The sequence below is a fragment of the Pseudomonas sp. PDM20 genome, from assembly GCF_014852575.3.
Classification (GTDB): domain Bacteria; phylum Pseudomonadota; class Gammaproteobacteria; order Pseudomonadales; family Pseudomonadaceae; genus Pseudomonas.
Window position 1 is genome coordinate 2989917 of record NZ_CM181224.1, and the last position, 13108, is coordinate 3003024.

7 protein-coding genes are annotated in these 13108 nt (G+C 63.0%); 1 reads left to right on the forward strand and 6 read right to left on the reverse strand.

The genetic code is table 11. The features are described from left to right. Position 1 precedes the first annotated feature (1 nt). The 6 genes from IB261_RS13660 to IB261_RS13685 all read right to left on the reverse strand — a co-directional run bounded on the left by IB261_RS13660 (position 2) and on the right by IB261_RS13685 (position 11891). The gene (locus IB261_RS13660) at positions 2-7207 is read right to left on the reverse strand and encodes an MBG domain-containing protein (protein WP_225606113.1); all 7206 of its coding nucleotides are present in this window, start codon (positions 7205-7207) and stop codon (positions 2-4) included. Between the two features lie 95 nt (positions 7208-7302). Beyond that, entirely contained in the window at positions 7303-8979 is a 1677-nt protein-coding gene (locus IB261_RS13665) for a response regulator (protein ID WP_192382826.1), read from the reverse strand. A 54-nt stretch (positions 8980-9033) separates the two neighbouring features. Continuing rightward, complete coding sequence (locus IB261_RS13670; protein ID WP_192382825.1) at positions 9034-9546, reverse strand: DUF2938 domain-containing protein; 513 nt, start codon at positions 9544-9546, stop codon at positions 9034-9036. Between the two features lie 58 nt (positions 9547-9604). After that, the gene (locus tag IB261_RS13675; RefSeq protein WP_192210916.1) at positions 9605-10801 is read right to left on the reverse strand and encodes an MFS transporter; all 1197 of its coding nucleotides are present in this window, start codon (positions 10799-10801) and stop codon (positions 9605-9607) included. Positions 10802-10911: 110 nt separating this feature from the next. Next, positions 10912-11124, reverse strand: a complete 213-nt coding sequence (locus IB261_RS13680; protein ID WP_081520855.1) for a tautomerase family protein — start codon at positions 11122-11124, stop codon at positions 10912-10914. Positions 11125-11156: 32 nt separating this feature from the next. Beyond that, positions 11157-11891, reverse strand: coding sequence for an SDR family NAD(P)-dependent oxidoreductase (locus tag IB261_RS13685; protein WP_151186921.1), 735 nt, complete (start codon positions 11889-11891; stop codon positions 11157-11159). A gap of 132 nt (positions 11892-12023) precedes the next feature. Here IB261_RS13685 and IB261_RS13690 point away from each other — a divergent pair, with 132 nt between their 5' ends. Continuing rightward, positions 12024-12947 carry a LysR family transcriptional regulator gene (locus IB261_RS13690; protein ID WP_192382824.1) on the forward strand — a complete coding sequence of 308 codons (924 nt, stop codon included), beginning with the start codon at positions 12024-12026 and terminating at the stop codon, positions 12945-12947. Positions 12948-13108 lie beyond the last annotated feature (161 nt).

Here is a 13108-nt window from a genome sequence, read left to right on the forward strand (position 1 = left end):
GCTATTTCCCTCCCTTGATTGTGCTGCTAGTGGGTTTGAGGTCTTGGGGAATCACGCTGCGCTTGGCCTCGGGGACGATGAAGTGGCCGTCCTTGAAGAGGCTGTTGGCGTAGGTGAGTACGTCGCTGAGGTCCGCCGTCGTGCTGGCCTTGCCCTGGTAGGAGCGCGGTTTGCACACCAGCTGGACGGCGTAGCTGCGCACCACGGCGGGGGACACCGAGTAGTTGGCCGAGGCCGCCGAGGGCGACTCCAGCGCGGTGCAGCGGGCGTTGCCGGGGGACTGCGCGGTCATCGGCAGCGGCGGCAGGCCGGGTTGCTCCGGCGGTACCGGGGCGAGCGGACCGGTGATGGTCAGAGCGCCGTCCCTGAAGCTGACGCTGTAGTTGTTGCCGGCGCTGAAGGCCTGGTTCTGGCTGATGGCGTAGCTGCCGGCGTCCTCGCCGGGAGCACGCAGCAGCGAGCCCTGGGCGATCGAGGCCGGGTCCTGGCCCTTGAGGCCGCTGACGCTCCAGGTCAGCGTCGGGTCAGCCGCACCGTGCATCTTGCTCTGGTTGTCGGCAGTGACCACCAGCGGGGCGGGAGTGACCTGCAGGTTGCCGTCCCTGAACACCATGCGGTAGTTGCCGCTGGTGAGGGTCACGTTGCCCTGGGTGATGGCGTAGCCCTCGGGCGTGACGTTCTCGCCGGAGATGCGCGCCAGGCTGCCGGTGGTGACCGAGGCTTGGGTGTCGCCGTGCTTCAGGCCGCTGACGCTGTAGGTCATCGTCGGGTCGAGATCGCCGTAGACCTTGGTCTTGTTGTCGGCGGTGACAGTCAGCTCTGCGGGAGTGATCGCCAGCTTGCCCTCGTTGAAGGTCAGGATGTAGTTGCCATTGGCTCCTACTGTGCCCTGGCCGATGACGTAGTTGCCGACGTTCTCGCCGGCCGCCCGCGAGGCCTGGCCACTCATGACCGACTCTTTCGTGTCGCCGTTCTTCAGTCCATTCACCCGGTAGGTGAGCGCTGGATCGATCTCGCCATAGACCTTGGAGTGGTCGTCGAAGTCGATCTGCAGCGACGCCGGGGTGATGGTGAAGGTGCCTTCCTCGTAGTGGAGGATGTAGTTCTGGGTGGTGCTAGTCAGGTCGCCTTTCCCGATGGCGTAGCCACCGGCCTTCACATCTTCGCCGGCCTGGCGAGCCACGTTGCCGCTGAGCACGGAGGCTTTGTCATCACTATGCTTGAACCCAGTGACCTGGTAGCTGAGCGTCGGGTCGACCTCACCATATACCTTGGTGCTGTCATCGGCGCGCACCATGAGGGTCGCGGGAGTGATGGTGAAGGTGCCGCTGTCGTAAGTGAGGATGTAGTTCTGAGCAGCCTTGCCGGTCAGGCTCAGGGTGCCTTGGTTGATGGCGTAGCCGCCTTCCTTCACATCCTCGCCGGCTTGGCGCGCTAGCTGGCCGGCCAGAGCCTCTGTCTCCTTGTCAGCGCCTTTCAGGCCATCGACCTTGAAGGTCAGGGTCGGATCAAGTTCGCCGTAGACCTTGCCGTCGTTGTTCGCCGTGACGTTCAACTGGGCCGGAGTGATGTGCAACGTACCGTTCTCGAACTCCAGGACGTAGTTGCTGCCCTGACCGTTGTTCAGGCCCAGGCTGCCCTGGTGGATCGTGTAACCGCCGGCCCGGACATCCTCGCCGGCCTCACGGCCTATGGCGCCTTTAAGAACAGATGCCTCCGTATCGCCGTTCTTGTAGCCGGTAATCACATGGCTCAGGAGAGGATCTGCATCGCCATAGACCTTGGTTTGATCATCGGCCTTGACGGTCAACGTGGCAGGGGTGATGGCCAGGTTGCCATTGACGAAGGAGAGGACGTAGTTGCTGTCCCCACCTACCGAAAGGTTGCCTTGGCCAATGCTGTAGTTGCCAACGTTCTCGCCGGTAGCCCGAGAAAGGTCACCGCTCAGGCCCAGATTTGCTTCGCTGTCAGAACCCTTGAATCCGGTCACGGTGTAGCTGAGAGTCGGGTCTAAATCGCCATAGACCTTGGTGTGGCTGTCAGCAGTCACTTCGAGGGTGGCCGGGGTCACCGTGAAGGTGCCGTTGGCGAAGCTCAGTACGTAGTTCTGACCCTTGCCGCTGGTGAGGTCGACGTCACCCTGGCGGATGGCGTAGCTGCCGACATTCTCGCCAGCATCTCTGACCACACTGCCTGCAACCAGCTGATCCTCGGTGTCTCCGTTCCTCATGCCGGTCACGGAGTAAGTCAGTTTGGGGTCAAAGTCGCCGTAGACCTTGGTGCTGCCATCTGCAGTGACCACCAGAGTCGCCGGGGTGATCGAGAAGGTGCCTGCCTCGTAGTGCAGGACATAGTTTTTCCCGGCCCCACCATTGAGGTCTACAGAGCCTTGGTTGATGCCGTAGTTGCCGACGTCCTCGCCGGCCTGGCGAACCAGGGAGCCGCTGTTCATCACATCAGCTTCGACATCATTGCCCTTCAGGCCATCGACACGGTATTTGAGGGTCGGATCAGCCTCACCATAGACCTTGGTTTTGCCATCTGCGGTGACGGTCAGCGTGGCGGGGGAGATGGTGAACACGCCATCCTTGAAGTCCAGGATGTAGTTCGAGCCAACACCACCATTGAGATCCAGAGTGCCTTGGCCGATGCCGTAGCTCCCCACGTTCTCGCCAGCCTGACGGGCCACGGAACCACCGTTGAGTACGGAAGACTCTGTGTCAGTACCCTTAAACCCAGTGACCACATGAGAGAAGGTCGGATCGGCATCGCCATAGACCTTTCCATCGTCCTTGGCGTGTACGGTCAACTTGGCCGGGATGATTGCCAATTGGCCATCGACGAAGGTGAAGATGTAGTTGCCTGATGCTGCATCTGTCAGGCCTACGTTGCCCTGCCCAATGCCATAGTTGCCGACATTCTCCCCGGTCTGGCGGGTGAGGGTGCCACTAACCACATCAGCTTCCTGGTCGCCGTTTTTCAGGCCGCTGATCTTGTAGGTGAGTTCTGGGTCAACGTCTCCATAAACCTTGGTATGCGAGTTGGCCTCAACCTGCAAGGAGACAGGAGTGATGACGAAATCTCCGCCTGTGTACTGGAGGATGTAGTTCTGCCCGGCGGCACCCGTGAGGCCCACGGTTCCCTGGTTGATGGCATAGGTTCCAGCGTTCTCACCCGCGTCGCGGACGACCTGGCCACTGACCAGATCCTCTGCCTTGTCATTTCCTTTGTTGCCGGTCACCTGATAACTCAGCTTTGGATCAAGATCGCCGTAGAACTTGGTCATGCCATCAGCTTGCACTTTCAAAGTCGCCGGAGTGACAGTGAATACCCCGTCCTCAAAGTGAAGGATGTAATTCTGCGCAAGTTCTCCAGTCATTCCAAGAGTGCCTTTGTTTATTCCATATGCACCGACGTTCTCACCAGCCTCTCTGGAAATGGAGCCACTCAGAATGCTGCTCAGACTGTCAGTTTGCGCAAGCCCGGCTACAGAATACTCAAGGAGTGGATCAGCATCACCGTAAGTCTTACCGGCATCCAGCGCACGAACTCGAAGCTCAGCTGGAGTGATGGTGATTTGACCATTCATTAACGAGACTGAGTAGTTGTGCGCTATCGAGGGATCTAGATTGAAACTTTCAATCTGATTGACATAAGACCCAACGTTGGTTCCTTGACCAGAGGTTTTTACCGAATCATTTCTGATCGTGTCGCCATTCATGAGGCCTTGAGCAGTGAACCATGGGGCGGCGTGCGACATGCCGTCGTAGACGTATTGCGCGCTACCGGCCGTGAGAGTCAGCGGAGCAGGAGTGATAGTAAGCAGGCCATCCAAAATCCGAACAGTGTAGTTTGCAGATTTCGAAGGATCTAATGTCACACCATTGATCCTGGTGACATATGATCCTACGTCTCTGCCCTGTCCCGACAGGACTACATTCTTAATAACAGCCTCGTCACCAGGAATCAGCCCATAATAAGCATAACCATTAACAGACTGAGTGGTTCCGTTATATACGTAGTATTCATTGCCGGCCTGTATGACAAGTTCGGCAGGCACTATTTCAAGCTTCCCGTCAACGAACTTGAGGGTGTAGTTTCCACCTAGCCCGTTGTTTAAGCCCAACCCACCCTGGTTGATGGCGTATCCACCAGGAGTCACATCCTCGCCAGCCTCCCTGGCTAGTGCTCCGCCATTTAAAATATCAGCACCAGTCTGTCCAAGCTTCTCGCCGGCTACTTCATAATCTAATGTCGGATCTACAGTGCCATATGTTTTGGCTTTGTCTTTAGCAGTGACAGTCAATTCAGCAGGGGTCACTGTCAGTTTCCCAGTGCCATTGTTGAGTTCATATCGTTTTTGCGCAAACGATCCGGCAGCCAGGCCACCCTTGATGTCGTACTGCCCGACATTCGATTGCTGGGTAGCCGCAGTAGTGGGCTCAGACTGAGTGATGCCGGTACGCCCAAGCATCCGGTCGACGTAGTTGTCGATGCCGCTGACTTTCGAAGCCTGGGTGTTCTCGGTCAGGGATTGCGAGAGCGGTGGGTTAGCATCGCCATAGGTGCGACTGGCATCAGCCGGAGTGGCGGTGACAGTAGCCTTGTTCGAGGTGATCTGGACGTTCTGTGCAGTCCTGTCCTGCGTCCTGAGGAATTGCACCTTGGCGTTTTCGTAACGGGCATCGTTGGTGGTGTTGCTGCCGTCGTTCATCAACCAGCCGATCTGCGCCAGCACCGAGGTGGTGGTGGAGCCCAGCTTGATCGCCAGTTGCTGGGAGGACTGGGTCTGCTCGTTGTACTGGATTTCCGCCTGCAGCTGGGCGCCGGGGATGTAGTCGCCGAGCACGCCCCAGTAAGGTTTATTCGAAGAGTCCGAAGTGGTGCCGGCGACTGCTACGCCACCCACGCCAGACAGGGAAAATCCCACTGGCGTGTTCACTTCTACGCCGTTGCGAAGAACCTTGGTCAGGCCATCCTTCGTGCCATCCGGGATGAACTGCCATTGGACGTTGTTGGTGTCTCTGAAGCTGAGCCCATTGACCAGGTAGTCTGAGCTGTCCAGATAGGTGAGCAGGGTTGCGGGGCTGATGGTTCTCCCATCACGCCCGGTATAGCTGGTGGCCTCGAAGATGATGTAATCGAACTGCTGCCCGCCAGCACTGAGGGTCACACTGCGATAGGTTTCATTGGCGTGTTGATAGGACGTGATGTTCTGCGAACCAACCACAGATAGGGTGTAGGCCTTCACCCCGGTCAATTGCTCTCCGGTGTAGGGCGCCGTGACGGTGTCGGTAGTGATAGGTTCATCGCCAGTGGCATTTGTCTGCGTGAAGCGGAAGATACCGTTGCTGGCCTGGCCTGCCAGCGTGCCGGCGTAGTTGAGACCACTTTCCATGCGCACACTCGCCCCATCCAGGGCGACCTTGTCGCCGATCAGTGCGGTGTTGTTGTCCTGGAAGATCGATGCGGTGTCGCCGGTTTTCAGCCAGGCCACGCCAGAGCCGACATCGATGATCGCGCGCTTGTTGTAAGCCGCGTCCCCCGTGGCGCTTCCGGCGTTGTCGATCAGCCGGATGTCCCCCGTGGCGCTGATGTAGAGGTTGCCATCCTTGAGCAGGATCGGCGCACGGATATTGACTGCACCACTGGTGCGGGTCTTGTCCGTCCCGGTATAGGCGGAGACCGTACCTGCGTTGCCTGAGGAAATCAGGGCGAGAGTAGATTTGCTGGTTCGCCCGTCGTTGTTAACGGTCGCGAAGTTGGTGGCAATGATCGGGGCGTTGACGTTCAGGGTGTCAGTTGCATAGATCGTCACATTGCCTTGAGCCAGGCCGTTGACGATGGCGCTGGCAGCCACCGAACCCTGGCCGCTGCCATCGGTGTCGGTCGCCTCGATGTTGACCGTGGCCGGGTCCAGCAGCCAGGTGCCGTCAGCCGTGCTGCCCTTGGTGGAGACGTTCGCGTCGGCGGTGACGGTCAGCTGCTGGCCGGAGGTTTCCACCACACCGCCGCGCTGGCCACCCTTGGCGCTTGCCTGGCCGGCGAAATGGGTCTTGCCGTCGCTCCAGACCACTACCTGGCCGCCATCGGTCTTGCCGTCGGCCTTGAGCTGGGCGCCCTTGGCCACGGTCGTGTTCTTCGCCGCCTGCTCGGTTCCTTTGCCTTGATAGCTGCCACCTACCAGCACCTTGCCGCCAGAACCCTGGGTGCCGCTGGCGTCGATCTTCGCGGAGCCGGCGACATTCACCTCGTCGCCCAGTACCTTGATCTGTCCACCATTGACCCCGGTGGCGCTGATGCTGCCGGTGACGTTGGTCTTCGCCGAATTACCCAGCACCACGGTGCCGCCGTCGGTGGAGACGGAGTCGGCCAGTACGTTGCCGCCGACGTTGATCACCGAATCCAGGTGCTTGGCCGCGCGGGCGGCGCTCATCGCAACGGTGCCGTTGCCGACGTCGATTTCGCCGCTGTTGTGTACGCCGCCGGTGACGTCCGGGTTGACGCTGTCCTTCTCGCCGGGCTCACCGCTCACGGCGATGTTCAGCAGGCCGTCACCGTGGAAGTCCAGGGTCGCCTGCGGGCCGGTCGCCAGTTGCACCATGCCCTTGCGCGCCTGGATTACGCCGGCGTTGTTCACCTGGGCGCCTAGCAGGGCGACCATGCCGTTGTCATGCACGGTGATGCGGCCCTGGTTGGTCACGTTGCCGGTGAGCTGGATGTCCAGCTTGCCGCTCTCGGCGAACTGTTTAGCCTGTTCCTCGGTGAGGAAGCCGGCACTGGCGACCAGGGCGCTGGAGCTGATATGTGCCTTCGGGCCGATCCAGACGCCGTTGGGGTTCACCAGGATCAGCTGGCCGTTGGAGGTCACCGCGCCATAGATCTTCGACGGGTCGCTGCCGACGACGCGGTTGAGGGTGACGGACTTGCCGTCGGGCTGGTTGAAGGTGATGCGGTTGTCTGCGCCAACGCTGAAGCGCTGCCAGTTGATGGCGGTACGCGCGCTTTGCGTGTTCACCGTCATCTCGTTGCCGTTCTGGCTGATGCTGCCGCTGCCGGAGATGATGCTGCCGCCCTGGGGGAGGGCGTCGCCGGCCATGACGGTCAAGGGGATGCCGGCGCCGGCCAGCGCCACGGCGATGCACAGGATGTGCAGCCGGCTGGGGCAGGTGCCGTGGGAAGAGGTGTGCGAGGGTAGGTCTTTCATGATGCTGCTCCATAGCGAGAGGGCTATGGGGCAAGCATCGGGTCAGGGCGCTGGCGCCCCCATCGGGGGTGCCTGAAAGCCGTGTAGTGCCCGCACTAGTGCGGGGAACTACTGCGCACAAGCTTGAGCTGGATCAATCCGGCGCTGGGTGGTTCGTCCGCGCTGCCGGTCTGGAAACTGCCCTCGAACAGCTGGCAGATCAGACGCACCAGTTCCAGGCTCGGACGCTGGTCGAGGCTGGCCAGGCGCTCGGGCAGATCGGCCTGCGGGGCAAGCGCGAAGTTCAGCCGCCAGATGAGCACGCCGTGGGCCAGGTTTTCCACGCTGGCCTGCACCTCGCGGACCTTCAGCGCGGAGCGTTCGAGTGAGAAGCGCAGCGCCTTGAGCAGGTTGCGGTAGCGCGCGAGATCGACCCAGGCAAACTGGGGCGCAGCGACGGGCCGCAAGGGCAGGTCGTCCAGCAGGCTGGCGGTCAGCTGGTTCAGCTCGCACACCTGCGGCGCTATCGGCTCGCTGCCGGTTTCGATGCGCAGCAGTTCGCGCAAAATCAGCAGCTTCTCCTCCATTCTGCCGAGGCCGACGAAGGCGCCGGAGAGTGGTTCCTCTTCCGGGCGGTGCGCCACCGATGGCTGCAGCAATGCGTGCAGGTGGCGGATTTCGTCCAGCAGGTCGTCGAAGCTGTACTGCAGGTATCGCGCGCGGGTGGCGCGCAGGCCATCCAGATAGGCCTTGGCCTCCTGCAGGTGCTGTACTTCGAGTTCGTGTTCGGTGATATCGACGAAGGAGCAGACCACGCCGATGGATTCGCCGGAGTCTTCGCACAGCGGCACACCGATCAGGCGGATGATGCGATGTTCACCGTGCAGGGTGCAGGCGATCACCTGGGTGAATGGCTTGTCGCCTGCCGCGCCAGTGAGGAAGTCGCGGCGCGCCAGAACACCATCGGCTTCATTGACCACGCCCATTTCGAACATGCGCGACCCCAGCAACTGTTCCTCGCTCTTGCCGTAGACCTGCAGGAAGTAGCGATTGCAGGCCAGTAGCTCGCCTTCGCGGCTCCAAAGGCTGATGGGGCTGGGCAGGATGTCGAACAGCCGCGCGAGATCGCGGGTCTTGCTGGACGGTTCTGCCGGCGCGCGCACCAGGCTTTCCACCATATTGTTGCTGAGCAGGCCCTTCACCTTGGCGGCTTCGACCAGGTCCACCAGCGAGTCGGTCTGCGTCTTCTCCAGCAGGCGTGCCTTGTAGGTGCTGACGGTGCGGTCGCTGATCGCCAGTTCTTCGGCGATATCCTTGACCCGATAGCCCTGCGAGAGGTAGTGCAGGACCGTCAGCTCGCGTGGGGTGATGTGCTCGTCCGCGCCCGGCGCGTCGCCGCCCGGATGCGGCGCCTGCGCGGGGAAGACCTTGCGCCCGCCAAGCACCAGGCGCACGGCGTCGTCCACTTCCTCGGGGCGGTCGCCCTTGTGCGCGAAACCCCGCGCGCCGGCTTCCAGGCAGAGTCCCTGGTAGTGGGCGGCGGGCAGGTGGGTGAAGACCAGGGTCTTCTGTTGCGGCCAGTCGCGGTGCAGCCGCCGCAGCAGTTCGACGCCGCCCAGGCGCGGCAGGTCCAGTTCGAGGATAAGCAGGTCAGGGTGCAGGCGCTTGATCACGTCCAGCGCTTCGCGGCCATCGCCGACTTCGCCGACCACCTCGTGCCCGGCCGCCTCCAGGCGCTGGCGCAGGGCAGCGAGCATGAAGGGTTGCGGGTCGGCAATGGCGATGCGGCTCATCCTGGGGCTTCCTGCACTGGGGGGTGCAGCAAGGGTAGTCCAGTTGGCGAAGGATCAGCTGGCGCAGGTCAACGGCAGCAGACTCAGCGCCGCGAGATAGAGGCCCAGCCCGAAGACCGCGTGGGTTATCAGGCTGTGCAGGCGGGCCCTGGCCGGGCTAGCGGTCCTGCTCGCGGCGATGCCCAGGCCCAACGCCGGCTGCATCAGCAGGAAGGGCATTGCCACGGTGGCCACGCCGAAGAGCAGCGCCGGCAGCAGGCTCGGCCGACACAGCCAGTCGCTGCCGGCCAGCGCGACCAGGGCAAGGGCGAAGACGATCCCGGTGAGGTAGTGGATCGCCCAGCCCAGCGGGCGTTCGCCGGCCACTGGCGCGGCCTCGCCGATGGCGGTGTGGCGGAACCGCCCGCGCGGCATGTGGCCGACCCAGCGGCCAACCAGGGCATAGTCCAGCGAAGGCACGCCAAGCAGATGCCGGCGCAGGACGGTCCAGCCGTCCATCAGCAGGGTGGCGCCGATACCGATGGCGATGGCGGATATCAACGTGGGAAGCAGGGCAGAGAGCGGCATGGCAGGTTCCTTCGAGTGGGTCGATGGAACCAGCATCCCGGTTCAAGTGGACTTGAGGTCAAGCCTCGCGGGCGATGCGCTGGCTCAGCCTGGACCCCAGCACATAGAACACCCCGCCGCCGACGATGAAGGTGGCGAGCATGACGAACACCCAGTGCGGTGCGAACAGCGCGAGGAAGAAGCCCACCAGGATCGGCCCGAAGGCGCCGCCGAGGTTGGCCAGGTTCTGCGTGCCGTAGTACACGCCGCGCAGGTGCGGCGGGGCGATGCGGTCGATGAACATGTACTCGGCGGGGATCACGATGATCTCGCCCAGGGTGAACACCACCATCGCCAGCCCCCAGTGCACGAGGCTGTGGGACAGGCCGAAGCCGACGATGCCGAGCACGAACAGGCCCAGGCCGACGATCAGCCAGCGCTGCAGGTGCTCGTTGCCGATGCGCTTGCCCAGCAGGTACTGCAGGGCGATCACCGTCACCGCGTTGACCCCGAGCAGCGTCTGGATCACCTGGTAGGCGTATTCCGCCGTGCCGGTGGCCACCAGGTACTGCGAGAGGTAGGCGGAGAACTGGCCGAATACCACGGCGGTGAGCACACCGCCGATGGTGAAGTACATCAGCCGGTGGTCCTTGGCCAGCACCCCCATCACCGCGATGAACGAGGGCGGCGCCACGCCTTCGGCCGGGCGCATGCCACGGTCGCCGTAGCGCGCGAAGGCCAGCAGGAACAGCGCGCCGAGGCTTGCCGAGAGCACGAAGGGCAGGTGCTGGCTCCAGTGCGCCAGGGCGGCGCCGATGAAGGGGCCGATGGCGTAGGCGAGGTTGATCAGGGTGTAACGGATGGAAAACGCACGGCCCTGCTCGGCGGCCGGCAGCAGGCGGCCGAAGATGGTCTTCACCACCACGTCGGTGACCGAATAGGCGAAGTTGAAGCCCAGCAGGAACAGGAAGAACAGCCACAGCTGGGTGGTCAGCAGCATGCCGGCAAAGGCGGCGACGAAGCAGGTGCCGAAGCCGAGGATCAGGCGGAAGCCGGGCAGGCGGTCGATCAGGAAGCCACCGTAGAGGCTGAGCAGCGAGCCGCCGAACAGCGCGCCGCCCATGATCAGGCCGATGCGGCTGACGGGCAGGTCGAACTGGGTCGAGAGGTAGATCACCAGGTAGGGCAGGGTGATGGCACGGCCCAGGGTGAGCAGAAAGGTGCCGCTGAGCAGCAGGTTGACCTGTAGCGGATAACGCTTGAGCGCGGCGAGCATTCCTTGCCTCGGCTGACAGTGGGAGCAGGTAGGCTCCCGATCCTATCAGCACCAGCTTGGTGCATGGCAAGCGCCGGTGGCCCTGACGGGGCCCCGGCGTGCCCGCTGCGTCAGGTCCCGGGCTTTTCCCTGGCGCGCAGAGCCTTGACCGTCTCACCACCTACGCCCCAGCTGTCGGTGGGGATTTCCTGGATCACCACGAAGGTGCTCGCGGGCGGTTTGCGCAGGACCCGTTCCAGCAGTTCGGTGACACCTTCGATGAGCTGGCGGCGCTCGTCGGCGGTCACGCCTTCGTCGGTGACCTGGATGTTTACGTAGGGCATGGCGGTTCTCCGTTGTTGTTGTGAGGGTTGGCTTACCAGACGCCGGTGGTGGAGCCACCGTCGACGTTGAGGATGGTTCCGCTGACGAAGGTCGAGTCGGTCAGGTAGAGCACCGCGTCGACGATATCCTGCGGGCTGCCGATCTCGCCACTGGGGGCGAGGCCGCGCAGGAAGGCGCGGGTGCCTTCGTCATCGGGGTGCAGCGGGGTTTCGATGATCCCCGGCGCCACCGCGTTGACCTGCACGTGGGACGCCGCCAGCTCCAGGGCCAGACCGCGCACCGCGCTGTTCAGCCCGCCCTTGATCAGCACCGGCAGCAGCGCCGGCACCTTCACGTTGGGTTGCATGGCGATGGATGCGGTAATGCTCACGATGTGCCCCGAACCCCTGGCGGCCATGTGCTTGGCGGCGGCTTGCGACGGGTAGAAGAAGCCCTTGAGGTTGGTGTCGACGATGGCCTCGAGTTCTTCCTCGGTGTAATCGCCTACCGGCTTGGCGATGAAGATGCCGGCGTTGTTGATCAGGATGTCCACCTGGCCGAAGGCTTCGATGGCCTGGGCGAACAGGCGCCGGGCGGTGTCCGGCCGGGCGATGTCGCCGGCCACGGCGAGGAAGTTGTGCGGGTTGCCCAGTCTGGCGGCGGCTTCCTCGAGGCGGGCCTGGGTGCGGGCGTTGCCGACCACGTTGTAGCCGCGCTCCAGGTAGGCGCGGGCGATGGCGAAGCCGAGGCCGCTGGAGGCGCCGGTGACGATGACGGTCTTGCTCATGGTGATCTCTCCGAGGGTGGGGCGGGGCGGGGTGCCCGCGTCTTGGAGGCCAATCTAGGCTGCAATCGAGACTTGAAAAATGAGGTTGACGGCATTTGAATTGATACCTCATGTAATCAATAGAGTCGCGCCATGACCCGCCATTTCGACGATCTGCAACTGGGCAGCATCGAGCTGTTCTGCCTGGCCGCGGAGACCGGCAGCTTCACCGCCGCCGCCAACGAGGCAGGTATCACGCCCGCGGCGGTGAGTCGTTCGGTGGCGCGGCTGGAAGAGCGCCTGGGTGTGCGCCTGTTCGTCCGCACCACGCGGCAGATGCGCCTGACCGATGACGGCCGCACCTACTTCGAGCAATGCCGGCAGGCGCTGACCCAACTGGTGGATGCCGAGCGCGCGGTCAGCGGCGGCCAGAGCATCGCCTCGGGGCGCCTGCGCATCAGCGTGCCCACGCCCTACGCGCATTACCGGCTGTTCCCGCGGTTGCCGGAGTTCCGCCGGCGCTACCCGCAGGTGCAGGTGGAGGTGCATGTCAGCAACCGCAATATCGACTTCGCCAACGAGGGATACGACCTGGCCATCCGTGGCCGCGACCCGGCGGACTCCAGCCTGGTGGCGCGGCGCCTGGAGGAGGCGGAGAACGTGGTGGTCGCCACGCCCGAGTACCTGGCGCGTGCCGGTACGCCGCGGACGCCGGAAGATCTCGCCGCGCACGAGTGCATCCAGTTCGAGCTGCCCAGCAGTGGTCGGCGTGTGCCCTGGTCCTTCCGGGTCTACGGCAAGCTGGTGGAGATCGAGACGACCGGTAGCCTCACGGTGCTGGAGGATTACCTGGCCACGGCGACCCTGGCCAAGTGCGGCGGCGGGTTGATGCAGGCTTACCGTTTCACCGTGCAGGAAGAACTGGACCAGGGCGAGTTGGTGGAAGTGCTGAAGGACTACGGCCAGACCACACGGCCATTCCTCCTCATCTACCCCTACGCGCGCCATGTGCCGTCGCGTGTGCGGGCCTTCATCGAGTTCATGCTGGAGGCGCGTAACGGCGGTGAGTCCTCGTAAGCGGGCCATGTAAGCGGGGCATGCCCGTGATCGCGCGCATGGGGCTCTCCTACAGGTTGGCTACATCCCTCCGCCAGCCACGCGAAGACTAGTCGCGAAATAAGATACGAAGTATTCGCATTTACAAAGAATTTACATCTGCATACACTTTGGCTCCCCGT